Origin of the sequence: Candidatus Chloroploca sp. Khr17 (assembly GCF_004138165.1) — a bacterium.
Classification (GTDB): Bacteria; Chloroflexota; Chloroflexia; order Chloroflexales; family Chloroflexaceae; genus Chloroploca.
In genome coordinates this window covers 1-25,788 of record NZ_RYFF01000044.1, presented here as the reverse complement: position 1 = coordinate 25,788, position 25,788 = coordinate 1, and the positions used below count along the sequence as shown (strand labels likewise).

Annotated in this window: 16 protein-coding genes; 12 read left to right on the top strand and 4 right to left on the bottom strand. The window is 60.6% G+C overall.

The window, feature by feature from the left end; all coding sequences use genetic code 11:
• Positions 1-236: 236 nt before the first annotated feature.
• On the top strand, positions 237-1,250 hold the full coding sequence (locus EKD05_RS19990) for a DUF389 domain-containing protein (RefSeq protein ID WP_129676448.1): 1,014 nt from the start codon (positions 237-239) through the stop codon (positions 1,248-1,250).
• Positions 1,251-1,299: 49 nt separating this feature from the next.
• On the opposite strand, the gene EKD05_RS19985 is transcribed toward EKD05_RS19990, so the two are convergent.
• The 4 genes from EKD05_RS19985 to EKD05_RS19970 all read right to left on the bottom strand — a co-directional run bounded on the left by EKD05_RS19985 (position 1,300) and on the right by EKD05_RS19970 (position 4,985).
• Positions 1,300-2,205: a carbohydrate kinase family protein gene (locus tag EKD05_RS19985; protein ID WP_129676446.1), complete on the bottom strand. Its 906-nt coding sequence runs from the start codon at positions 2,203-2,205 to the stop codon at positions 1,300-1,302.
• A 27-nt stretch (positions 2,206-2,232) separates the two neighbouring features.
• Positions 2,233-4,083 carry an SWIM zinc finger domain-containing protein gene (locus EKD05_RS19980; protein WP_129676444.1) on the bottom strand — a complete coding sequence of 617 codons (1,851 nt, stop codon included), beginning with the start codon at positions 4,081-4,083 and terminating at the stop codon, positions 2,233-2,235.
• Between the two features lie 20 nt (positions 4,084-4,103).
• The gene (locus EKD05_RS19975) at positions 4,104-4,664 is read right to left on the bottom strand and encodes a plasmid pRiA4b ORF-3 family protein (protein ID WP_129676442.1); all 561 of its coding nucleotides are present in this window, start codon (positions 4,662-4,664) and stop codon (positions 4,104-4,106) included.
• Positions 4,665-4,739: 75 nt separating this feature from the next.
• Positions 4,740-4,985: a type II toxin-antitoxin system Phd/YefM family antitoxin gene (locus EKD05_RS19970; protein WP_129676440.1), complete on the bottom strand. Its 246-nt coding sequence runs from the start codon at positions 4,983-4,985 to the stop codon at positions 4,740-4,742.
• Between the two features lie 320 nt (positions 4,986-5,305).
• Between EKD05_RS19970 and EKD05_RS19965 the strand changes: the two genes are divergently transcribed.
• From EKD05_RS19965 to EKD05_RS19915, 11 genes are all read left to right on the top strand, one after another.
• Positions 5,306-7,744 carry a hypothetical protein gene (locus EKD05_RS19965; protein ID WP_129676439.1) on the top strand — a complete coding sequence of 813 codons (2,439 nt, stop codon included), beginning with the start codon at positions 5,306-5,308 and terminating at the stop codon, positions 7,742-7,744.
• Positions 7,744-9,936, top strand: coding sequence for a glycosyltransferase family 39 protein (locus EKD05_RS19960; RefSeq protein WP_129676436.1), 2,193 nt, complete (start codon positions 7,744-7,746; stop codon positions 9,934-9,936). The genes EKD05_RS19965 and EKD05_RS19960 overlap by 1 nt, the downstream gene beginning before the upstream one ends.
• 232 nt (positions 9,937-10,168) lie before the next feature.
• Positions 10,169-11,674 carry a DUF2079 domain-containing protein gene (locus EKD05_RS19955; protein WP_165360842.1) on the top strand — a complete coding sequence of 502 codons (1,506 nt, stop codon included), beginning with the start codon at positions 10,169-10,171 and terminating at the stop codon, positions 11,672-11,674.
• 89 nt (positions 11,675-11,763) lie between these two features.
• A complete protein-coding gene (locus EKD05_RS19950) occupies positions 11,764-13,872 on the top strand; it encodes a hypothetical protein (RefSeq protein WP_129676432.1) in 2,109 nt (702 codons plus the stop codon).
• A 209-nt stretch (positions 13,873-14,081) separates the two neighbouring features.
• Positions 14,082-14,912 carry a class I SAM-dependent methyltransferase gene (locus EKD05_RS19945; protein WP_240695868.1) on the top strand — a complete coding sequence of 277 codons (831 nt, stop codon included), beginning with the start codon at positions 14,082-14,084 and terminating at the stop codon, positions 14,910-14,912.
• 4 nt (positions 14,913-14,916) lie between these two features.
• A complete protein-coding gene (locus tag EKD05_RS19940) occupies positions 14,917-16,572 on the top strand; it encodes a polysaccharide biosynthesis C-terminal domain-containing protein (RefSeq protein WP_129676428.1) in 1,656 nt (551 codons plus the stop codon).
• A gap of 187 nt (positions 16,573-16,759) precedes the next feature.
• Positions 16,760-18,808 carry a hypothetical protein gene (locus tag EKD05_RS19935; RefSeq protein ID WP_129676426.1) on the top strand — a complete coding sequence of 683 codons (2,049 nt, stop codon included), beginning with the start codon at positions 16,760-16,762 and terminating at the stop codon, positions 18,806-18,808.
• Between the two features lie 236 nt (positions 18,809-19,044).
• Positions 19,045-21,243: a hypothetical protein gene (locus tag EKD05_RS19930; RefSeq protein WP_129676424.1), complete on the top strand. Its 2,199-nt coding sequence runs from the start codon at positions 19,045-19,047 to the stop codon at positions 21,241-21,243.
• Positions 21,244-23,547 carry a glycosyltransferase family 39 protein gene (locus tag EKD05_RS19925; RefSeq protein WP_129676422.1) on the top strand — a complete coding sequence of 768 codons (2,304 nt, stop codon included), beginning with the start codon at positions 21,244-21,246 and terminating at the stop codon, positions 23,545-23,547. It begins immediately after the preceding gene.
• A gap of 3 nt (positions 23,548-23,550) precedes the next feature.
• Entirely contained in the window at positions 23,551-24,660 is a 1,110-nt protein-coding gene (locus EKD05_RS19920; RefSeq protein ID WP_129676420.1) for a glycosyltransferase family 4 protein, read from the top strand.
• A gap of 194 nt (positions 24,661-24,854) precedes the next feature.
• Positions 24,855-25,670, top strand: coding sequence for a GDSL-type esterase/lipase family protein (locus tag EKD05_RS19915; RefSeq protein ID WP_129676418.1), 816 nt, complete (start codon positions 24,855-24,857; stop codon positions 25,668-25,670).
• Positions 25,671-25,788: the final 118 nt, after the last annotated feature.

The window sequence follows — 25,788 nt, the reverse complement described above, 5'->3', positions numbered from 1 at the left end:
ACTCCTCGGCTCGGACAACGGCTTCCTGGCTTACCTTGATAAAATAAGCGAAGAGAGTCAAACAAAATGCAAGTGTAAAGGGACGATTCGCCATGGTCGAACTTGTGGTCACCGATGAGGGAGGCACATAGGCTGCTGCGCCTACGGGTGCGTTGCGAGCTTTATGGGACTTGGTATAATACCATCTGCAAGCCAAATTCTGCCATCGGAGATGGGATAACTTAAGGATGTGAACAATGGCTTTACCCTCAGCCACCAGACAAGCAAGCGGCTTTGGTTTCGACCCGGCGTACTTGGATACGTTTGAAAGCAAACTCTTTATCGAAGGGCCTTTGCGCCAGCGGCGTTTGTTCAACTTTTTCGTGCTGCTGCTCCTGGCGACCTTGATCGCGACCTACGGTCTGCTCTCCTCTTCGACGGCAACCGTCATCGGTGCGATGATCGTGGCGCCGTTGATGGGGCCAATTATGGCAACCACCGCTGCGGTGGTGATGGGTTCATTGCCGCGAGCGCTCGCGGCATCTGGCCTGGTCATTCTGGGCGTATTCAGCGTAATCTTCACGGCTTTTTTGCTCGCGACGTTGGTCCCCGACGGCGGAATTGCCTTTGCAAGCAATAGTGAGATCACGTCGCGCATTCAGCCCGACCTCTACGCCCTGCTCACCGCCCTGGGCTCGGGGGCGGCAGGGGCTTTCATTATTTCACGCGATGAGATCGCCGACTCGATTGGTGGGGTCGCCATCGCGATCTCGCTCGTCCCCCCGCTCTGCGTCGTTGGGATCGCCCTCCAGCAGAGTGAGTTGAACGCTGCTGTGGGCGCGCTTGTGCTCTTTCTGACCAACTGTCTCGCCATTTTGCTCGCTGGGGGGGTCGTGCTCTGGCTGGTTGGCCTCGGAAAACTGGCCGCTGCCCCCAATCAGATCCAGCTACGGCGCAAGGGCTTCATGATCTTTGCGGTCGGCATTCTGATCGTTAGCCTGCCCTTGACCATTACAAGCTACGAGGCACTTGATCGGCGTCTGACCATCAATAACGCGACGGATATCGTCAGGGCTTGGCTGGAGGGTACGACGTATGACGTGATCGCGGTCAGCATCAGCGGTGATCAGTTCTATGCCACTATCGAGGGAAATGATCCGCTTCTGCCGGCGCAGTCGCTCGCTGAAGAACTGGCGAACGAGATCCGTCGCCCGGTCAATCTCAAGTTACGTCAGATCAGCACCAAAGAGGCCAGTGCGCCAGGGCCTTGAGCGAGTGTCTGCCGCAACCCAGGCATGATCGATAGATCGCAGCCATAGATCACCGCTCCCCTTGCATAAAGCGCATAACTTCGGCATGGGTGGGGCTGTTGAGCACGCCGGGGAAGCTGGCGCACACCATGCCTGCGACGGCTGCCGCATACTGGATGGTTTGCTCGTCGCTCCACTGCTGCAACATGCCATAGATGACGCCGGCCCGAAATGAATCCCCGGCCCCGGCACTGTCGATCACGTTGACTGCATAGGGCTTGAACTGCTTGCTAGGCGCCCCCTTGCGGCCATACAAGATGGCTTCATCACCCACGGTAAGCACAACCAACCCTTGCGCACGCTGCTGGTAGGCGGCAAACAATTCGGGTAATGCGACCTGGGGATAGGCTCGGTTGCGAAATTCCCCCGAGATGATCACGGCGGCGGCGCTACTGGCCAAAGCCTGGTCGTACGGGCAGTCAATCGAGACAAAGGGCACGCCCAACTCGACGGCGTACGCCCCGACCAGGGCGCTTTCGGCTTGAAACGGCGGGTCAACACAGACGAGCCGCGCTTTGGCGAGATCGTCTTTCCTGGGGATATTCCACTTCCGCGTCGTGGACAAGAGATCAACGTAGTTGCCAAAGATCGTTCGGGTACGCTCGTCGGAAAAGACGATTTCCCGCACCCCGGCAAAGCCAGGCTCGACCCGCAAGCGCTGCGTGTCAATGCCGTAACGAGCGATGGTTGCCAGCAAGCGCTCGCCAATTGGCGTAGCGCCGATCCAGTTGCCGTCGAGTTGGACACTTACCCCCAGGCGGCTCAAGACAATGGCCGAATTCAGAGCCTCGCCTCCGGTCATGAAATGGCTTTCGGCAATCTCGGCGTAACTATCGGGTGAAGGGAACGCCATGCTCAGCAGATGCAGTTCGCTGGAAGCGATGACACCATAAGCATAGACTTGGAAGGGTTTCATTTTCCTGTCTTTCGCCTCAGGAGCTCGTCAAAATTGCCGATCCAGCAGCCCTATCAACTTGCGCTTCCGCCCATGCTTCAGCCGCAAACTCTGCAAATAGGCCTTCCAATCGGGCAGGCGGCCCGCCACCTTGTAGGCAGCCTGCGCCCGGCAGAGCCATTCGACCGCCGCGTCATAGTGCTGGGCCTTGCCAGCATCCATGATCGCCGTCGCACGAGAGATCGCCGCTCTGATGACCCAGTCTGGATGGGTTTGCGTCGCGGCATCCATCACTCGCACCAGGTCGTCGCTGTTCGGGTGGGTTCCGAGGGCAGCAATCGCGTGGTCAAGCAGTCCTTCGTGAAGAAAGATGTCGATCTTACCCGCGACCATCCAACTCTTGCTGGTGCGTAGAGCCGCAAGGAGTTGCTCGCGCAGCGCGGGCCAGCCTCCGTCGCAGGCCTCGGGGTGGGCACCGGCGAGTTCCGCCAGGCGCTGGTACAGGCCCAACTCGGGCGTGACCCGCAGCGCCTCGGCCCCGGCATGCAGAGCGAGATCAATGCGCCCCTGGCTCGCGGCCAGATCGACCAACCAGGCGGCCAGACGCGCCCGCGCCTGCTGCTCCGCGTAGTCGCTCGTGTCGGTTCCACCAAGGCTCAGCCCGTGCTCACCAATCGCCAGTGCTTGCTCTCGTTCGCCACGCTCGTGCAGCGCAGAGGCGAGGCTAAACGCCTGCATTGCGTTGGTGAAGTGTTGGCGGCCCAACGCGACCGCTTCGGCGACACGGCCCATGCGCACCAGCAGCAGCACCTGCTCGCGATACATCCCCACCGCTGCCGCTAGATTCAGCGCCTCCTGGGCGTGGCCGCTACGCTCGAGGATGCGCAGGCGGATCGCCAACAAGTCACTATCGTAAGGGACGATCGGCACGGCATCGGGCCTCGCCTCACCGAGGATCGCCGCATCAATCCACGGCTCACTCCAGCCCTCATCTGCGGCCTGAAGCGCGAGGTTCAAGCCATCGCAGCCATACGCTTCGGCGCTCGCGGCCCACCCCTCTAGCCGCTCGCGCCACTTATTCAACTCCGCCTTTTTGAGCGGAGCCCCGAGCAGCGCCAGGGCCCAGAGCTCGCCCAGATTGAAAAAGAAGGCTCCCAACTCGCCGTCGGAGTCGTCGTAAGCGATCCAGGCCTCGGTATACTCATCGGTCAGCGCCTCGATCAATGGCAACGCATCATGGGCAGCGTTGTCATCGAGCAAGCTGCGGATCTCTTCTACCAGCGGATCCAGATTCTCCAGGATGCGCTCATAAGCCAGATAGTCATCAGCGCGCTCGGCGCGGAAGATACGACGGATCTGCTTGAGGAAGGCCGGCACATCAACTGTCGTACGCCGACCTGTGACCGAACCGACCTCTGAACTGGGCAAAGCAACGGGGGCAGCGATCGACGCACCAATCATGGCATCGATGCGCTCGGTCAGTTCCGGATCGTGGACAGCCATATGGAGCACCAGGGCCTCAAGCTGGTCGCGCTCGAGCCCGGCAAGCAGCACGGCAAGCGGCGGACGCACCTCGATCGCGTCTGTCTCGGCCTTGGCATACACCAGCAAGGTTGCCACGATATGCTTGCACCAGCCGCCCCAATCGTAGGGGCACGAACAACTGGCAGCACGCACCCCGCCAGCATCGATCCTGACGGTCACCTGGTAAGGCTCATATGCGCTGCCCTCAACCTCGGCCCGCAGCAGATCGCCACGCAACACCAGCGGGCCAACCGCACCCTCCTCTGCATAGTGCCTGCCCCGCGCAAACGACTCGGCACTCGCATATTGACGGATCTGCGCCTCACTCAAAGAAGGCCGTTGAACTGGCTCGCCTCTGGATGGCTTATCGTCCATCGTCACTTCCCCAGTTTCACCTAACGCCACATCGCATTGACCGCAGCGAGGTCAAACGCCTCGGGGTCGAACTCACCGCCAATCCAATCGAGCAGATCCTCGTGTTCGGGGTGCTCGGGGTCGCTGATCGCCTCCAGGAAATTGGCGTAACCCCAGACCCCGCCACAATCCTCAGGCGGGCAGGCCCGTTTCCCTGCCGTGCAACGCGGATAACTCACCCCCGGCTCAGGGGCAAGCACCTTCTCAAGTTGCACCTCGTGGGTCCAACTATCGCCAAAGTCATACTCGTAGCTCAGCTTCTGCTTAGGCGCGGTGAGCACATCGTTCAGCTTGAACCGACGCTCATCGCGGACATCCTCGTCATCGTTCGGGTGCGGCACACCGTAGGCGACCCGTCCGACACTGAACATATGCAGATGCGAGTCTGTCCAACCCATTGCGGCCTGGATGATCGTGTGAAGCGTTGCCAGCGTAATAGTGTCGGCAACCTCAACCCGCCGCCAGATCGGCGGCTTGATGTCCTTGAGGGTAATCTTCAGTTGATAGACGCGGCTCGGAACCGCAGCGGCTTTACGGGGCATCTGAACCTCCATAGGCAACTTCGCGCAGAACAGCGCTGATCAATCTGCTCGCGCCACCAGGGGCGGGGCTGACCCCTAGCCCTCCGCCTCCTGCGGCTGAGCAGCGGGCTTGTTGGCTGCCGCCACCCGGGCTCGCAGCGCGTCAAACAACTCGATGGAGAGCAAAACCGCCGTTGGTTTCCCCTTCTGCGTAATCACGACGGGGCGCTGGTTCTGGGCCGAGTGCCGGATCATTGATGCCAGCGAACTGGCCGCTTTCGAGACCGGCAACACGCCATGCTGGAGGTCAATGTCAAAAAAATGCTTGGTTGGAGATGTCATCAACTTGCTTCCTTCCTCTCGATTGCGCTGCCACCGCAAGGCACCTAGCGATCAAAACGACCAGGATCCTCTCAACGGAGGCATGCGGCGGGGTGGCATCATGCTACCACAGTCGTGCAATCCGTGCATCAGCCCTGACTGCTTCGCCCGTACGGGTTGCGGGCCTTGGCATTTCTGGTACAATCAAGTGTCTTGTCGTTGCCCTGGGGGTCCGCGACCCTCAAGCTTTTTTTCGTCGCTGGTCAACAAGCCAGCGTAGCTGGCTTGTTGACCAGCGGCACAATCGTATTGAGACAACCCTACGGAGTAAGAGTTAGCGTATGGCGAGATCTACCGCACCGGGTACCATCTCACGGCAACAGAGTAGGGGCTCGGCCTTGACTGTGCCACGGATTGGCGATCTGCGTCCCTATATCCTGCTCATCCTATTGACGATCATGCTCTTGACGGTTGCGTATACCGCCCGTCCTACGGTGGTGATCGATCTCGGCACTAATCGCGATGTCGCGTTTCTGCAGGATTTTAACGGGCGCGAAATAGATGCAAGTGGGGCGAGTGAGCAGTTTGCGTGGCCTGCCGGCGAGCGTGAGTTGGCGATCCCCGGGCAACGCGATGGGGTCTGGATTGCGACGTTTGAGGCTAACCCCGCTCAGCCTGATCGGGCGTTGCGCCAGGTGGCCATCGCTGTTGATGGCATCCGTGTCGAGATGCCCCGCCTGAGCGAGCGGACACTGGTGGCCAAGCTGACGCCCGATCTGCTTGAGGCCGAGACGGTCACGATCCAGACGGTGTCGCCGCTGGTGGGCGATCCTGAACCTCCCACAGATCTGGTTGGCACCTTGACCATTGCCCCGGCACGCACCTATCGCTGGACCCAGGGCGAGAGCCAGATTGTGATGCCAGGACTGGGCCGGGGGGCCTGGACAGCCCATATCCGACTGATTGCGGCGCATCCAAACCAACAACCGGTTGAGGCGACGTTGCTGGTGAATGGGGTGCCGATGATTGCCATTCCTGACCGGGGCGAAGAGCGGATGATCCATCTGCATATTCCCGCGAGTCTGATGAGCAATGGCGATCTTGAGTTGGCGCTTCAAGCGAATGTCTATAATGATCCGCGTGAGCTTGGGGTGCTGATCTCGCGGGTCGTGGTCGCCCCGGCAGCCGGAACAGGCATCATCCGCAGTGCCGTGCCTCCATGGGCAAACCTCTTTTATATGCTGACGATGGTGCTGGGGGTCTATGGCTGTCTGAGCATGCTGCGTATCGGTGACACGACTAGGTTTATGGCACGAGCAGCGCTGCACCGATGGGGCGAACTGGTGCCTCTGATCGGCGGGTTACTGGTACTGCTGGTGGGGGCCTGGGCGTTGATGTTCTACCGGTTCCCAACCAATTTCTTCCTGCCACGCCTGGCGGGCCTGGCGATCTGGAGCATCGTGCTGGCGCTGGCGCTGATTCCCGCAACCAACTGGATGCTTGCGTCGATTGGGGCCATCACGGTTGAAGAAGACCAAAACAATCATTGGCTGCATCCCGCCCCCCTGACGAGTGGTTTGTTGCTCATCTTTTTTGTGAGCTACTGGTTCAAAGCGGGTGGCATGCTCTATCCCTATTTTGTCGCGATCGATGTGCAGTGGCATATGGATCGCGCCCGCTGGATCATTGAAGGACAACTGCCCTTGCTCTATGGGCTCAATAGTCCGCTCAATGAGAGCACAATGCCAACGGCAGAATGGGGCGAGAATCGCCCGGTCATTCCCTATTCGCCCTATTTTCATATGTTTGCGGCTCCGCTTGGTTTGTTGCCGTGGCCGATGCCGTTGTCGATCAATATGCTGAGTGCGCTGGCCGATAGCTCACGTATCATTCTGATCGGCCTGCTCGGCTGGCGCTTTGGGCTTAACGCACGCAATGTCATCTTTGCGGCGGCGATGTATGCAGTGATGCCCGTCACGTTTCTCTTGCATGCCTGGGGCAATGTGCCGACGACCTTCGGGCTCTGGATGACCCTGGTAGCAACGACCTTCCTTGTGTGTACCTGGGAACGGATCCACGAGCGCGGGCCGATGGTCATCTTTAGCCTGATGCTGACCGTTACGTTCCTGATTTATACCGTGACAGCGGTCTTTATGGGGGTCTTTCTGGTGCTGCTCACGCTGATTGTGCTGGCGGCAGCACCCCAGGGTGACGAGTGGGCGGCGCTGCGGACGCGGATCAAGCCGATCTGGCAGGCGACCGGGATGGCGATTCTGGTCGTAACGATTGTCTACTATGGGCAGTATATCCTGCCGATTATCGAGCGGAGCATACCCTATTTTGCGACGGTCTTTAGCCAGGGTGCGAGCAGTGTCGGCGTTGAGCGGGCACCCTTCCACCTCTATATGTGGTCGTTCTTCCAGGCTTTTGACTATCGGATCTGGCCGGGGCGCTACCTCTTCTATGGGTTGGCCTTCCCGCTGCTCTTTACGATCCCGGGGTTCTTGCATCTCTGGAAGCGCCCGCTCGCGGGGGTCATCCTGGCGGCCTGGTTCTCGGTGTCGGTCGTCTTTATGCTGGCTGGCTATCGCATTTCGATGGTGGACAAGCAACTCTTCTATATTCTGCCGATCATCGCGATCTGCTGGGCCGTCTATGCCGGGCGCTACTGGCAACGTGGGCGCTGGGCGCAGATCATGATTGTTGCGATCTATCTTATTAGTGCGGTGGCGGCGCTTGACCAGTGGTTCTTCCGCATTGCAATTTCGCCCTTAAGCTGATGACACTATTGCAGCAGACGGCGGGCGGCAAGGGGGCGGTCACAGCCACACGGCAATCTACACCTTGGTACGGGCTGGCGGTGCTTGGCATCGTCGCGATGGCCGTCGCACTGCGCGTCTGGTTCTGGAGTTGGCAAGCGACCAGTGGGGCGGTGCAGCCGGGCGATCCCGAGGAGTACTACCGGGCGGCGGTGCATCTGTTGCAGGGCGGTTATCACGATACCGGCAAGTGGCTGCGTCCGCCGGTCTATCCGGTGTTGCTGGCAGGGCTCTTTGCCGTCGGTGGGCTTGATGTGGCGCAGGCGCTGCTTGGGCAGGCGATCCTGTCGGGCGTTGGCGTGCTCGCGTTTGTGGCGCTGGGCCAGGCGCTCTTTCAGCGGCGCGATGTTGCGTTGCTGAGCGGCCTCTTTGCGGCGAGTTTTGTGCCGCTGGCAAGCTTTGGCAGCGTGCTCTTTGCCGAGGCGCTCTTTGTGATCCTGATGACCATGGCGCTGACGGTGATGGTGCATCTGATCGAGAAGCCACGCCTCTGGCTCGCCCTCGCTGGCGGGATCATCTTTGGGCTTGCGGCACTGACCCGCGCTACGGCGCTCTATTTCATTCCCCTGGCGGCGATAATGCCCCTGGTGTTGACCCCCCTGGCGAAGAGCGAGGCGGCCCAACTCGCGGATCGAACAGGCTGGCAAGGGCTGGTTGGCGTCATCGGGATGCGCCTGCGGGCCGACCAACGGTGGGCCGTCGCCATGGTGCTGGTGCTCGGGGCCGCCCTGATCATCGGGCCGTGGGCGCTACGCAACTATCTTGTGCACGAGCGGCTGATCCTGGCCGATACCAACGGCGGCATTAGCATGTGGTACGGCATGGTGCGCAGCGAAGAGGATCGCGAGGCCGGCGAAGCCCTGATCTTTGCGGAACCAAACCTGGCCGACCGACAGAAGATTGCCGTGGAGTTGACGGTCGAGCGCATTCTGGAAGACCCGGCCTGGTTTGCGTTGCGCACACGCCTCAAGCTTGCGTCGCTCTTTCTGTTGCAATCGCGAAGTTTTTTTGTGGGCGATGTGGTGACGATCAGCCCCCAGGATGAACAGATCGCCCTGAGTGCCGGCGAAAATCCGCGCTGGCTGAGTCTGATCGCCGATGCGCAGTACATCTTTATGATGCTAGCCGGCATCGTCGGGCTGGCGTTCGCGCCCCACTGGCGCCGCAGCGTCCCGTTGATGACCTGGTTTGCCTATGGGGTAACACTCTCGGCGATCACCGTTGCGCATCATCGCTTGCGGTTGCCGCTGATCAGCGTTTTTCTGCCGTTTGCCGCGTATGCCACGCTGTTGCCCTTTACGGGGCGAGCGACGCGGCGGATCATGACTTCGAGCGAGCGCCGCTGGCGATTGGCGATCGTCGTGATCGGGTGGCTCATCTTTTTCGCCCTGATCTTCAGCACACGCTACGTCACCTGGGTCCAGGGCGAGCGAGCGGCGTGGCCGGCACGGGCGGCCCTGGCGCAGGGCGATTGGGCCACGGCAGAAATGGCGTTGTTGCAGGCGGCGGAGACCGATGCAACCAACGCGAATCGCCAGATCGCCCTGGGCGACTTCGCATTTGAACGGGGCGACCTGGCGCAGGCCGAAACCCACTTTGCCGCCGCCGTCGCCCTCGAAGACCGGAGCCTCTATGCGCATGCGATGCGAGCATGGATCGCCGTGCTCGCCGAGCGGCCCACGGATGCCGAGGCATCCCTGGCGCGCATCGCAAGCTACGGGCGCGACAACAATGATCTCTATGTATGGGCCTGGGATGCCCGGCGTACGCCAGCGGCAACCCGCGTCGTGCCAGGCGCACCCGCAGCCTTTGGGCATTACCGCGGGTTTGCGCCGGCCACCTTTGATCTCGCGGAGGGCCGCTGGACCCTCGGCGAGGCGGCGGTGCGCGTTGCGCATGGCTGCAACCCGGTTGAGGTGAGCCTGCGCGGGCCAGCGGGCCGCATGGTTGAAGTGGCCCTGCACCCTGACGGGGAACGCCAGCAGATGCGCCTCGACGGCAGCCTCCAGGTGGTGAGCCTTGCGCCAGATCCAGCGACGTGCGATGAAGCAATGCTTGGGGAAGTAACGCTTAGCAGCCCGACGGGCCTGCTCGACCTTGAGCAAGCACCGTGGGCGGTTGGGGTTCAGGTATTCTTGGTAGAGGCAAAGTAAGTGGTCTGTAACGTACGTTTTGTGATGTTTTGCGAGCCTGTTGCCCCCTCCCCAGCCCTCCCCCGCTGGGGGAGGGAGCCGGAATCCTCCCCCCAACGGGGGGAGGTTGGGAGGGGGGCGGCAAGGCAATGAAATTTACGTTACAGACTACCAAGTAGCCTGTGACCAAAGTTTTTAGGTGCGGGGGCCAGAGGCCCCCGCACCCAGGATAGGGATGGGGCAGAAAGAGCGCATGAAGAGCAAACAAGCAGTCATCGTGCTGATCGTGCTGATGGCGCTGGTGAGTGCCGCACTGATTGGGGCAGGCGCCTATAAATATTCCTACTGGGGCCACGGCTTCGACATGGTAGATTTTCACATGCCGATCTGGGGTACGACACAGGGTCGTTTTTTACTGGTCTCACGCTACAATTTCACTGATACTTTCATGGGGCTTGATGTCGCCTTGGGCTTTCTGCCGGCGATCCCCTTCTATGCGGTGGTGCCGTCGGCCTACACCCTGATCGTTGTGCAGAGCCTCTTGCTCGTCTCGGCGGCCATTCCGGTCTATCTGATTGCCCGTGACCGCCTAAGCAATGCGTGGGCGGGGGTAGCCTTCGCGGCGGTCTATCTGCTCTACCCAACGACGCAATTTATGGGCATGGCCGCGCCCTTTCAGCCGCGCATCCCCGGGCTTGTCTTGCTCATCTGGGCCTTCTGGTTCCTGACGCGGCGGCAACTCTGGCCGTACCTGCTGCTGCTCGGGTTGGCGATGTTGACGCGTACCGACGCCGCGCTGGTGGTGGTCGCCTTTGGGATGTACGCCGTGCTGCGCCGCATGCCGTGGGCCTACGCGCTGGTGCCGATGCTTGCGGGGCTGATCTATTTTTATGTTGCCATTACCTATATCACACCGCAGTTTTATAATGAAGGCTTTACCCCAGAAAAGATCGAGGTGCCTTTTGATCTGAACCGCGACTACAACGCTATGTGGCCGTGCGGGGTCAGCCCACAGGCATGTTATTATCTGCACCTGGGAAGCGGAATCCCGAATATTATCATCAATATTGTCACGCACCCAGTCGAGATCTTTTTCTTTCTCTTTGAACCGGCCAAGATCAAGTATCTGGTGCTGATGTTTGCGGGCTTGCTCTTTTTGCCCCTCTTTGCGCCACGGGAGCTCTTGCTTGCCGCCCCGATCTTCGGCATCAACCTGCTCTCGAACCGGATTTACCAGTATGTCATCACCGAGCAGTATCAAATTCTTGTTGTTCCTGGCATGATTATTGCAGCCATTTACGGCGCAGCGTGGCTCTTTGAGCAGGCCCAACGCTGGCAGGGCAAGCGGGTTCAAAGCTGGGTCCCGGGATTGCTCGTTGGCATGGTGCTGCTCGTTGGACTGATCAACCTGCCCCTGAAAAACCCGGTCATCTCGGCGGTACGCAACCCCGAGCGGCCCGAGCGGGTCGCCTTGATGGAGGCGATGAAGGCGATGTTCCCGCCGGATGCGACGGTTGCCGCGACCTCGTTCCTAGCCCCGCACCTGTTGCCCCGCGAAGCGATCTACTTCATCCCGGGCGGGCAGATGCACCACCCAATTGAGGCCGCCGAGTATGCGTTTCTGGATCTGCGTGCGGCGGGCCTGCGCGACCAAGCCGCCCAGGGCAACGATATTGTTGGGCGATTGCGGAGTGATCCGAACTGGGAAGTGATCCACGAAGAAGATGATTTGATTTTGTTTCGGCACGTCCGGTTTTGACGCAAAGGCGCAAAGACGCAAAGGATGTTGAGGAGGGCGGCTTGCCCACGTTGGCTGATAATTTGACGCAAAGACGCAAAGGCGCAAAGATGGAAGTAGCACCGACACGATTACGCCTGCGCACACATCTTGGCATCCTCGCCGCGTATGCTGTGCTGGCGCTGTGGTTGACCTGGCCGGCGATTCTGTCGCTGCAGAGTCACTATTTCACGGCGGGCAATAATCTCTATTTTTATATCAAGACGCCCGATGCGCCACAGAATATCTGGAATTTCTGGTGGACAGGGTATGCGGTCCAGCATGGGATGAATCCCTTCTTTACGCCGCTGCTCTACTATCCCGAGGGTTTGCAGATGGTGCTGCAGACGATCAATCCGGTGGCCGTCTTGACGGCCGTGCCGGTGACGCTGACGCTCGGGCCAGTGGCGGCCTACAATGTGACAGCAATCGTGGCGATCATGTTGACGGGGTACGCCGGCTTTCTGCTGGCGCGGGCGTTTGCGCCAGGGGTACTGGGGCCATTTGTGGCTGGCGTATTGCTGACGGCAAGTCCGTTTCATGTTGCCAAACTTGACTCGGGACAACTCAATTTTGTGACGATGCAATGGCTTGTGTTCGCGGTGGTCGCGCTGATCTATCTCAGTCGCAAGACGAGTTGGTGGTTGGTTCCGATCACGGCGCTCGCCTTCGGGGCGGTGCTCTATACCGACTGGTACTGGGCCCTGGTCACGGTACTCTTTGGGGTGGTGTGGGCCGTGGTGAGCCTGATCCGCGCCGAGCAACCGCTGGGTGTGATTATGCGTTATGGCCTCTTTGGGGGCCTGGCCCTGCTGTTCACGCTCCCCTTGATCCTGATGCTGCGCAACGAGTTGAGCGACCCGAACCTGCCACTGGATCTTTGGGCACTCTATACACAGGGCTATTCGGCGGATCTGCTGGGGCTCTTTTTTCCGTCGGGGCGCCATCCCTTCTGGTCGATGCAAGCCGAGCAATTCCTGGTGGATATGGCCCCCTACGGCCTGGTTGAAGGCGCATACACAGCAGCCGGCTGGGTGCTGAGCATACTGGGGTTGCTGGGCATGGTCTGGTATGGCCGCCAGCACTGGCGGCTGATTGTCGTCGCGCTTATCGCCTGGCTCTTTGCGATGGGGCCGATCCTCTATATTCTCGGCAACGAGACGGGCATCCCGATGCCCTATCAACTGCTGCAAGCGCTGCCCGGTCTTTCCACCGCGCGCCGACCGAATCTCTTTGGGGTGCTGACGATCATGGTCTTTACGATCTTTGCGGCGCTCGCGGTGGCGCGCATGCGTGAACGGATGCGCCCACGTACCTTCGGGATCGTCCTGGGCGTCATTGGCGTGCTCGCTTTTGTCGAGCTCTTGCCGCCGATCCGCACGACAATGACGATGGAGCGGGCCGAGGTTTACCAGCAGCTTGCCGCACGGGAACCGGGTGTGGTGGTGGATCTGCCGATCGAGAACAATACGAACAGCCGCACGCTGATCAACCAGATTGTGCATGGGCAACCGATCCTGCGCGGCTATGTGGCGCGTCCACCCTATTACCCAACCCTGCTCTATAGCCCATTGCCAAAACACCTCGGACGGATGCTGGTCTTGCCGGAAGACGACATCATCAGCCTCGATGGCGATGCGCTGGCGGCGATGCAATGTTACTATCAACTACGGTATGTCGTGATCGAGCCGAAGCTCACGCGTGAAGGGGGCGAAGACCGGGCGCGTGCGGTGATGGCACGTCTCGGGAGTGACCTGACACCGTGGTATGATGATGGACGGTTTCGGGCCTATGAACTGCCGTTGCACCAGGATCGCTGCGCACCCTTTGTCTTTCTGGGTGAGGGATGGCACGACTTTGAGCAGAACGAGGCCTACCAGTGGCGCTGGAGTGAGGGCGTGGCCGGGTTCTTTCTGGTCAACCCAACGAACGAGGAGACCACGTTGACCCTGACGATCCAGGCGGAAGGGCGGAGCGACGGTCAACAGGTGGAGTTGTGGGCCATCAACAATGAAAAGATGCTCGCCTCGTTTGAACTCTATCGGGCAAGGCGCGCCTATCAATTCACCATCCAGGTACCGCCAGGAATGCATGAATTTGAACTACGCACCAGCGTAACCCCCGAAGAGGGCACGCCGCGGGAGCTTGGTATGGCGGTGTATGCTTTGCGCGTGGAGTGAGGGGTCTGCGACCCCTCACTCCACGCGGGGGATGGGGGCGGGTGCGCCTCAGGCGCATGAACGTAAGCCTCCGGCTGGGGGTTTGGGGCCTGCGGCCCCAAGAATTTCGCTTGTGCTGGCGAAAACGGCCAGCGAAGTTGGCCGTTTTCGCCAGCACAAGCATGGGTTAGGGCGACAGCCCTACACACGAGAAGCGGGGGATGGGGGTCATGCAAGAACTTGAGACGGCCATCGAGCCGTGGTTGATGCATATGCAGTGGCGGCGTGATTATGCGCAGTGGCGGGAGCGACGGCTTCATCAGGAGCAGTACCAGGCCGAGCGGCTGGCGATGCTACGCGATACAGTTGGGAAGCTTGGCGGGTTGCGTCTGCTTGATCTTGGGGCTGGGATGGGCGGGTTTGCGGTGGCGGCGGCACGTGAGGGGGCACAGGTGACGGCTTGTGAATATAATCCGGCCTATTGCCAGATTATCGCGTTGCGTGCGGCGCGCTATAACTTGCATGTGCCGGTGCTCAACGCGGCAGGCGAGACGCTGCCCTTCCCTGAGGCCCATTTTGAGGCCGTGACGGCGTGGGATGTGATCGAGCATGTGCAAGATCCGGCGCGGGTGCTTGGTGAATTGGCGCGAGTGCTGCGCCCCGGAGGTACGGTTCTGCTGACGGCGATCAATCGGCGCGCCTGGATCGACCCGCACTACCATCTGGCAGGCATCAACTGGCTGCCGCGCCCGGTTGCCGAGCAGATCATTGGCTGGCGCGGGCGGAGCAAGCAGGGCGCGGCTTTCCGCGATATGCAGCGCCTGTCAGCGATGCACTATTTTCATTACCCCGAATTTGTGCGTCTTTGCAACCAGTATGGGTTTCGCGTCTACGATCTGCGCGAGGCGCAATTGAAGGCCGGTACGTTTGTGAGCCGGAAGGCGTCGCGACGAGCAGTGCGGACGGCGCTGCGGGCAGTCGGGCTCGAAGGGGTAGCGTATCGTGCGCAACGGCGCTGGTATGTGGGCATGTTTGAACTTGCCCTCACAAAGGGAAACTAACCGTATGGCCTCGGATCCTGTCACCAGCAAACCACCATCCCTGGCGAGCCGCGTCTCGAATGCGGTCTTCTGGAATACGCTCTTTGTGCCGGTGCGCATGGTTGCCGAGGTGGTGACCAACCTGCTGAAGCTGAATATTCTGTCGCCGGCAAGTTTTGGCTTGCTGGCCTTGATTAGCAATACGAATAATGGCGCAGGGACGGCGATTGATCTTGGCACATCACGCGCCCTGCCCAAATATATCCCCGAGACGATGCAGGCTGGTGGCACACGGGCGGTCTTGCGACTGCTCACAATCGTCTTTGCCGCGCAAATGGCACTACTCTTGCTCTTTAGCGGCGGCCTGATCGTGATGAGTGGGCCGTACCTCGGCTTTTTGCAGGATCAGGTGACAAATGATACGCGCCTGGACATCAACGCACAGGCGGCGGCCCTAGACTTTCTGACAAATCACAGCGCCCTGATTATTGCGTCTGTGGTGGTGCTGCTCTTTCTTGGGGTCTGCTATGATATGCTGATGGCCTACCTGGCGAGCTTCTTTCGTCAACGAGCCTGGAATAGCATTGACTTGGCGGCACGCCTCTTGCCGCCCCTGTTGAGTGCCGCCGCGCTCCTGGCCGGCTGGGATATCCTGGGGGTGTTGCTGGCGATGCTCATTGCGCCGACCCTGGTGGTCATCAGTGGGCTGTGGCGGGTTGTCGCGCTCTGGCGTGAGGAGGATCGCGTGCGGCCAGAGTCAGCGCGTGGGCCACAAGACGCGGTGAGCCTGCGTGCAGCCTTGCCGCCAGGCTTTATTCGTTACTCGGGGGTGTCGTTTTTAATGACGATCACCGATTTTGTGGCGGGGGCCGGGTTTGCGATCTTTCTGGCGCAAGATGTCAGCGATGTGGCGCTGCTCTGGGCGGGCACGTCGCTGGTACGCATGGCGCTGAGTTACCTCTACACGCCGATGGTCGGTGTGCAGGTGCCCCTCTTTACCCGCGTTCGTGCCGGCGAGGGCGGCACCGTGAACGGAGCCTACCAGTCACTCGTGCGGCTCCAGGTATTGCTGATGGTACCAGGCGGCGTGGGACTCGTGCTCTTAACGGCACCGGCGCTGAAAGTATTGTCGCCCCAGTATCTCGCGGCGGCCCCGATTGTGTGGGTGCTTGTGCCGTGCCTCTTTCTTGAGTGTCTGCTAACGACGGCGCACAATGCGCTGATTGTGCATGAAAAACTGGGCATTATCATTGTTTCACGCCTGTTGACCCTGGTCGTCATTGTGCCAATGGCGATCTGGTTGCCACCGATCCTGGGCATCACCGGGGTGGCCCTCGCCTTTGGCAGCGCACGGGTTGCGGCGGGCTTCTGGGCAACGGCGAGTGGCTATCGTTTGCTGGGACTACGCTGGCCGTGGAATTTCACGCTGCGGGTGAGTCTGGCAACCGGGGCGATGGGCGCAGGGCTGCTGCTGATGCGCGACTGGCTGCCGATACCCGCGGACGATGCAACGATTGCCACCCGGCTCTGGCTGGGGCTCTGGGTGCTCGGCGTGGTCGTGGCCGGGGCCGCCCTCTTTGCGGTTGTACTACGGCTCACCGGCGGCCTCGACCCGCAAGATCGGCGTCAGCTTGAGCAGACGCGCCTGCCGCTCAAGCGCTGGTTGCTGCGTGTATTGTAGAGGGGTTCATCTGGCAAACCCTGCCAGATCAGGATCTGTTCAGACTTGGGGGAACGTACCACCCTGGGAGCGCGGGCGGCTCGCCCGCTCGGGTCTGGATGCGGGCGAGCCGCCCGCGCTCCCAGGAGAAGTGTAAACACTTACCCAGATCAACCCCAAGGCATAGAGCGATAGAGGAGTCTCTGGTATGGTACGGTGGCTGACAGCGTTGCTGCTCTATGCGGGGCTGGCGGTAGTGATGACATGGCCGCTGGCACGTGAGTTCCAGACGGCGTTGATTGGCGCGGCTGCTCCTGGCGAGGTCTACGATAGCTGGCAGCACCTCTGGAATCTCTGGTGGCTCAAGACGGCGCTGTTGACCAGGCAGGTGCCGTGGTATACGGCAATGCTTTTTCATCCCGATGGCGCGAGCCTCTGGTTGCATACACTGACACCGATCAATTTTCTCTTGACGTTGCCTCTTCAGGCTGTTTTTGGGCTCGTGGTGGCGTTTAACAGCGCGGTGTTGATCAATCTGACGTTGAGCGGGCTGTGTACCTATGCGCTGGCACGGTATGTGCTGGCACACCAGCCAGACACCAGCGCAAGCAGCCAGATGCAGCACGGGGCCGCGCTGATCAGCGGGGTCATCTTTGCGTCGAGTGGGTATCTGGTATCGCAGGCGATGGGGGCGCATACCAATCTGCTGGCGGCATGGACGCTGCCGCTAGCCATTTTGATGTTTTATCGGGTGGTTGACCAACTTGGAAGGGCAACGATCATCTTCGCGAGCCTGGGGTTGCTGATAACTGCCCTCGCTGACTGGCACTACACGCTTTTTGCGCTGCTCTGGGCGGGCTGGCAGAGCCTGGTCATGCTCTGGCAGCGGCGGCAGCTACGCGTGGTGATGCCGCTCGTCATCAGCATCAGCCTGGCGCTGATCCTGCTCGCCCCTGCCATCAGCCTGACGGCACGTGAAATCGCGGCGACACCGGCGGTTGTAAGCGAAGGAGGGGTCAACTTTCGACGTGACCACGCACTCGACCTGGTTGACCTGGTGATACCGAGTCCGTTGCACCCGCTCTGGGGCCAGGCAGCAGCGCAACTACAGAGCTACAAAGCAGCCATTCATACGCAGAGCAAGGTTGCGTATCTCGGGTTCGTGACCCTGGTTCTGGCGGGATTGGGCCTCTGGCGAGGACGGAATGGCTTCTGGATCGTCAGTGCGGCCTTCTTCATCATGCTTGCGCTCGGGCCGGTCTTGCAGATCGCCGGATGGTCAAGTGGGTTGGTGATGCCAGGGGCATTGCTGGCCGAACTGCCGCTGCTCAACATCGTGCGCTACCCGATCAGGTTTATCAGCGTGACGATGCTGGCGCTCAGCATCGCGGCGGCTTTCGGGGTGTGCGTATTGCTGCGGCAAACGAGGGCAAACTGGGGTAGGGGATTGATCACGACGAGCCTCATTGCGCTGATCGTGTTCGAGAACCTGAGCGCGCCGTTTCCGCTGACGGGCGTCTATATCCCAGCGCAGATCGCCGCGATGGGCGAAGATACCGAGACCTACGCCGTGATGCATGTGCCCGTCTACTGGCGCACACGGTCGCTCTATATGCTGTACCAGACCGTGCATCAGAAACCGCTGATGGGCGGGTATCTGTCGCGAGAACCAGCCTACCCAACCATTGAACAGATCCCACTGTTGCGCATGTTCGCCTATGCACGCTCCGAGCCAGACATCATCGTCGCCGATCCGACGGCGATTGCCCCAAGTGTTTTCGGTTATTTTGACGTGCGCTACCTGATGCTGCACGGCGAAGGTGGCGCATTGCGTTACAATACCCTGGTGCGTGTGGCCCAGGCCGCGAGCGACGGACCACCTGAGCAGATTGAGATCCCGGGCAGTTCATTTTTGCGGTATCACCTCGCCGAACCGGCAAACCCTGTGCCCTTTCTCGGGCTTGGCGAAGGATGGAGCGACCTAGTTGGCACGACCAGCGTAGAGCGCCAATTTCACGAGCAGGCCTCTTTGATCGTCTATAGCAGTGCGCCCCACGAGGTTGTGCTTGAAATGGACGTCATCAGCCCGGTAGCAGGCACATTACGCCTGACCCTGGGTGGAGATAGTATGCAGCAGATCAGTTTAAAACCTGGAGTCCAACTACTACGCATCCCGCTGCGGATCGTCCCCGGCGAGACTCATCTGCTGTTGGAGAGTGAGCAGTCGTTGACCGTGCGACGGATAGAACTGTTTTAGGAGCACTACCTTGCAAATAAGGCGGGTGTTTTGACGCAAAGGCGCAAAGGCGCAAAGTTTTTAGCGTAGGTGCGCTACCTGTTAGCGGCTGTCTGAAAAGTCGACGAGTTGGTTCGGAGTGCCGGCTTTAGCCGGCTAAAGCCGGCACTCCAAGGGCACACCACGTGGTGGGGAACGATGCTGACACCCTTTTCAGACAGCCTCTTAGGGTAATTCACAGGTTATAGGAGCAACGCATGCGTCGCTTGATCTTTCATCTTGTCGCTTTTGCGCTCTATGCAGGGCTGGCGGTCCTGCTTACCTGGCCCCTTGCGGCCTATCTCACCGCCGCTGTGCCAGGCAACGCATTTGATAGCTGGCAGAATATGTGGAATATGTGGTGGTTGCGTACCGCCATGATCGAAGGGGTCAATCCCTATTTCACCCCGATGCTCTACCATCCGCAAGGCACGAGCCTGCTCTTGCAAACATTGAATCCGATCAATTTTCTGACCAGCTTGCCAGTGCATTTTTTCTTTGGTTTGACGGCGGCCTATAATTTTGCCATCCTGCTCAATCTCACGCTAAGTGGTTTTTTTGCGTATCTGCTGGCTATAGATGTCACAGCAGATCGCCGGGCAGCGCTGATTGGCGGGGTTGTTTTTGCCACGAGTGGCTATCTGCTTGCGCAGGTGCTCGGTGGGCATACGCATATGACGGCGGCATGGCCGTTGCCGCTGGCGGTGTTGACGCTACGCTATGCCTATCGCAGGCCAACCCTGGCGATGATCGTGTTGGCCGGAGCAGCGCTGGCGCTGAATATGCTCGCCGATTGGCAATATTTTCTCTTTGCCCTGATCTGGGCCGGTTGGTACGCGCTCTGGATGCTCTTTGCCCCAGGTACCAGCCAGATGCAAGCTCAGTCCAGAGCCAGCGGCGTTATGGGCCGGATCAGTACGATCCTCCCTATCGTCGGGGCAGTGGTTGTTGCACTGGTGCTGACCTCGCCCCTGATCATCGCGACGGCCCGCACTGCTGCGGTCACGCCGACTGCCGCGACCGAAGGCGGCCCCGATTTTCGCCGTGAACAGTCCGTCGACCTGGCCGACCTCGTCATTCCCAGCCAGATCCACCCGGTCTGGGGCACCTTCGCCGAGCAAGCCCAGGTGTACAAAGCCGAGACCCATATCCAGAATAAGACCGCCTATCTGGGGATGATCGCGTTGATTCTGGCGCTGTTGGGGCTGCGCGGGCGTGAGAGCCGTTTCTGGTTGGTGAGCCTGGTAGTTTTTATTGCCCTGGCGATGGGGCCGGTCTTCCAGGTTGCAGGCTGGAATAGCGGGGTGCCGCTGCCGAGTGCGTTGCTCTTTGAGTTGCCGTTGGTGGGTATTTTTCGCTATCCAATGCGCTTTATGGCGCTGGCAATGCTGGCGTTGGCGATGCTCGCCGCCTATGGCACGCTCTGGCTCTTGACCGGCAGGCACGGCACAACGACGACAAGCAGCGGACCGCGCAATGGTCAACGACGGGCAGGGATCGCAGCGTGGATTTTGATCCCGGCCCTAATCGTGCTGCTGGTGATCGATAATCTGACGGTGCCCTTTCCGCTCGTTGGCATCTATATTCCCAGCATCTATCACGAACTGGCCGCTGATCCCGACGACTTTGCAATTCTTGAAGCCCCGTTTTACTATACAACCAGCCCGTTTTACATGCTCTACCAAGTCATCCACGAAAAACCGCTGGTCGGGGGCTATACATCGCGGCGGATGCCGTATACCATCCTTGATGAGTTGCCACTGATCCGGATGTTCGCCTATGCCGAGCCTGCCCCAGATATCATTGCGCAAGATATGCCGACGATTGCGGCGAGCCTCTTTGACTACTTTGAGATTCGGTATGTCATGATCCATTCGGCGGGCGGCGCAACACGCTTTGCCCCGCTGCAAGAAGTAGCGCTGGCAGCAGCAAACGGCATAGATCCGCGGCGTGAAGCCTCATCAGTGATTGCCTCTGATGCACGCTATGCCTCGGGGTTGCTGCGTTCGTTCACGCTGGGCGATCAAGAACCTGCAGGCTCCGTCCTGACCTATCGCGTTGTGCCACCGAGCGATCCGCTGCCCTTTCTTGGCATCGGTGAGGGTTGGCAGGCACCTGAGGTACACGATGCGCAGATTGTGCGGACAATGCAAGCGGATGCTGCGACTATCGTGATCTATAGTGCCAAACCGCGCCAGGTAACGCTGACCATGACCCTGACCGCACCTGCCGCCGAGAGTCTCCAGGTTGCCATTGGCGCAACGACGCTCACGACGATCCCGCTCGAAGCGGGTCGCCAGATGGTGCAGGTAGACCTTGACCTTGAGGCAGGCAAGACTGAGGTTGTGTTGCGTAGTACGACGAGCGGAGCACTTCAGGCAGAAGAGGTTGATCTGATGTTCAGGAGTATGCCATAAATGCAGTCTCTTTCTGAGAAGCGCCGCCCGCCGCACACCGATCCTGCAGGCAACGAAGCAAGCGAGTCGGGCCAGACGCAGTCTGTCGCCAAAGGCAAGCTACGCGTCAATCTGGCGACCCTGCTGATCCAGGCTGGCCTGGTTGCCCTGGTGATCTTGCTTTCGTGGGCTGGCTTTCAGACCGATACGCCCATGCGCATTCCGGCGATCTCAAGTACGCCAGGGTTCTACAATGGCATCCAGAACCTTGAGGAGAGCGAGGCGGGTGTGTTTCGCTGGACCGATGGTGCCGGTGAGGCCTGTGTGCCCCATGCTGGCAGCGCAGCGCGGAGTCTGGTCACAACGCAGATCTCGGGGGCGTATGCGTTGCCCCTGGGGATCGCAACGGCGACGCTGCGGCCCGGCACTGGCCCTGGCGTAACGATTGCGCTGCCGCCCCAGTCCCGCCACTATACGCTGCTCACCGGCGGCGACCAGCAAGCGGGCGCGGATCTCTGCCTGACCATCGAGAGTCCGACTGTCCTGGATCCAAACAATAACCGTGCCCTGGGCGTACAGTTTTTTAGCTTTACGGGCATCCATCTGCCAATGGCAGGGCCGGTGATGCCTGCTGTCAGCCAGATCATCGTCAATCTGGCGCTCGCTTTTGCCGCGTTCTGGCTGATGCACTTGTTACGAACGCCTGCCTGGGTCGCCGGGGTGATCGTCGCTGGTGGTATCGTTGCCTATGGCATGGCCGTGGCAACCGGGCTTGTCCCTGCCGGGCCGGGCGTCGTACGCATGCAAGTGCCAGTAGCCCTGGGGCTGGCTGGGGCTGTCGCCGGGTTGCTTGGTGTGCGCAGCATCACTGGTGCCAAACCAACGCTGAGTCTGCTGCAACGCGATCTGCTTGGCATGGCGTTCTGGAGCATCATGCTGGTGGGGGGCATCAATCTGGTGCAACGTGCCAATGGGCACCATAGCGTCTGGCCGCTCAAGGCCGGCGTCTATCCCGAGCCCTACTGGACATGGCTGGTGATCCTGCCGACGCTCTTCTTTGTTGGCTGGCTCTGGCTGGTGATGCGCCTGTCGCTGCAAGGCGCACGGACCGCCCGCCTCGGGGCAGCGCTGGTGATGCTGGGGGCCGTGCTGGTACCCGTTGCCCTCGAAGTGACGGTGCTCGGGCACGACTCGCTCTATGAGGTCTTTCGCGACAGCGAGTACGACTATCAGCAGGATACCTGGCGGGTCGCCGGTGATCCAATCGGCTTTCTCGGGCGTTATGTGGAAGAAGCGCCGGACATGGCGCTCCACAATAGCAACCATCCCCCAGGGAGCGTGCTGTTGCTCTGGGGAGTCGAGCAGATCTTCGGGCCAGGTGCGGTGGCAACGAGCTGGCTGGCGATCATCTTGAGTGCGCTGAGCGCCGCTGCGGCGCTCTGGCTTGGCTGGAAGCTCGGGGGGCCACGGCTGGCGCTGGTCGCAGGGGCGATCTTTGTAGCCATGCCAGGCCACCTTGTCTACAGCGTCACCTCGATGGACGGCGTCTTCAATGCGCTGAATGCATTGACGGCGGTGGCCTTCTTTGTGGCCCTGGATCGCAGCGCAAAGCCGTGGACGGCGCTGCTGGCCGGTGCCTTTGCGGCGCTCGGGGTCTTCTTCTCGTATGTCGCAACGCAGATCTTCTTTTTCGGCGTCGCTGCGGTGATCCTGAGCCTGATACGCGCCTGGCACGCCGAAGGGCGACCCTCCCTTGGGCCACTTGTGCGGCATATGCTCCGCCAGAGTGTGCTCGCCGGCGTGGTGCTCGTCAGTTTTTACCTGTTGATCTACCTCGTCTCAGGTTTTAACATCATCGAAGCTTCCCGTGAGGCGACGGCGATCAATGCGCCCGTGGTCGGCAAACAGTTGATCGAAGGCTCCGTTGATCAGGCGTTCTTGCCGTCAAACTTTGCTTTTTATGTCAAGTATCTTGGAGCAAACATCGGCCCCTATTTCTGGTACCTGGCCCCGTGGGGCATGGGGGCTTTTGCGGCGCTGATCATCGCGGGCAGCCGACGGCTGCAGGGGCGCGAGCCGCTTAACCCGTTCGATCTGGTCTTGCTCAGCACAGCGTTTTGTGTGCTTGGCATGTGGGTCGGCGGGCTCTTCAACCGCGAAGTCGAGCGGATCTGGGGCTTTACCTATCCGTTGCTGGCGGTCGTGCTGGCCCACTATGCCCTGCAAGGCGATGCCCGTCAACGCCAATGGCGAGCATGGCTCTTTCCATTGCTCTTTTTTGCTCAGGGTGCCGTGATCAAAATGCTCTTGAATACAGCGTGGTAAACAATGCGAATTGCGCTCTATAATTTAACCACGACAACCAAGTTTGGTGGGGTCGAGAGCTTTGTCTGGGATCTTGCCCGCGAATTGGCGCAGCGCGGGCACGCGGTGACGATCATTGGCGGCGTCGGCACACGCCGCGAGCCTGCGCCGGGGGTGCGCGTGCTGACCTTTCCTTTTGTGCCCCGCGCCTGGTTTCAGGCCTTGCCGCCTTTGCGACGGGCCTATGCCGAGGCGAAGTTGCTCGAGCGGTTGAGCATGGCCGTGGCCGCGTTGCCCGAACTGATCCGAGGCGGCTACGATATCATTCACCTGCAGAAACCGTACGACATGGGACCAGCCCTGCTCGCCCGCCACTTCAGCGGCGCCAGGGTCTTGCTTGGCTGTCACGGCGAAGATTTCTATCGCGGCGACCGGCTGCTCGCCCGTCACCTCGACGGGGCGGTCTCGTGTTCGCACTTCAATGCCAAAACAGTGGCTCGTCGGTACGCCCAGATGCCCGAGGTGATCTTCAACGGCATTGACCTGAACCTCTTTCAGCCAGGGCCAGCCGATCCCGCGCTCCGCGAGCGCCTCGGCATTCCAAACGGGGCAGCGCTGCTGCTCTTTGTCGGGCGCCTGCAACCCTGGAAAGGCGTCGCCACTGCCATCCGTGCGCTCGCGCAGATGCCCACGGCCCATCTGCTGATCGCCGGCGACGGCGAAGAACGCCAGGCGCTCGAACATCTGGCCCACGAACTGAAGCTCCAGGTCCGCGTCCATTTTCTCGGTGCCCTCGAACGCCAGACCTTGCCGCAACTCTACCGCAGCGTCGATCTACTGGTGGCAACCAGTCACGCCAGCGAGACCTTTGGCATTGGTCTGGTCGAAGCGCAGGCGTGCGGGTTGCCTGTGGTCGCCTCGCGTTTCGGGGGCTTTCCCGAAGTGGTGGACGAAGGCCGCACCGGTTTGCTCGTCACCCCTCGCAACCCCGAGGCACTCGCCGTCGCCGTGCAGAGCCTGCTCGACGACCCGGCACGCCGCACGGCGATGGCCGCCGCAGCCCCGGCCTGGGCCGCCCAGTTTGCCTGGTCGGCCGTGACGGATCGCGTCGAGGACGTCTATCGGAAGATCTGACTCGTCTGGGAAAGAAGTTTTCTGATGTTGTACGATCCTCATGTTGCCCCCTCCCCAGCCCTCCCCCGCTGGGGGAGGGAGCCGGACGCCTCCCCCCAGCGGGGGAGGTTGGGTGGGGGGCGGAAGGTCGGAAAACTTCGTTGACACACTGCTGACACAGCACGGCGTACATAGTATGATAAGGAGGCTCTCTTTTGTCTCGATTTTTCTTAATCATCATTGTCTTTGTCATCCTGGCGCAACTTCCGGTTGCGGTACAGGCGCAAACGCAACTCCCCAATTCACTTGCCGCAACGGGCGATTCGTTGAGCCAGGGCTTTGGGGCGGGGCCGCGTTATTTTGGCGATAATACGGCCTATGCCTGGGCAACCGGCGGCCATCCTTCCGTGAATAGCGTGGCGCTCCGCCTGGCCACCCGCAACCCGGCCCTGGCTGGCAATGTCTATAACCTGGCCCGCGTGGGAGCACGCATGGCCGATCTGCCAACCCAGTTGTCCATTGCGTCAGCCCTGGAGGTCGAGTATGTGACGGTGATGATGGGCGGCAATGATGCCTGTGCCTCCAGCGAAGCGGCGATGACGCCCGTCGAGACCTTTCGCACCCAGTTCGCCACGGCGCTCGCGCAACTCGGCGAGCAGTCGCCCGCGACGAGCATCCTGGTGATGAGCATCCCTGATCCGACTCGTTTGCTGCCCCTCTTTCGCAATGACCGTCGTGCCCTCCTGGTGTGGGAGACCTTTGCCATCTGCCCGTCGGCCCTGGCCGAGCCGCGCTCGGAGGCCGCCGAAGATGTCGCCCGGCGCGAGCGGGTGCGCCAGCGCATCGCCGAGTACAACACGGTGCTCGGCGAGGTCTGCGCGAGCACGCCCCGGTGTCGCTACGATAACGGGGCTGTCTTTGCGAGCGAGTTGACTGCCGCCGATGTGTCGCCGGTTGACTACTTTCACCTGAGCGCCCGCGGCCAGGCCCGGCTCGCCGAAACAGCCTGGCTTGCCTCGGGGTTTGAGTAGGCTGTGAAATAAGTTTTCTGGCGTCGTCAGCCGTCCACGAATTGGGGCCACGAAGAAACGAAGAGCGCATGGAGCAGCCCATATTCGTTTCTTCGTAATCAGTATTCGTGGTCGGCGG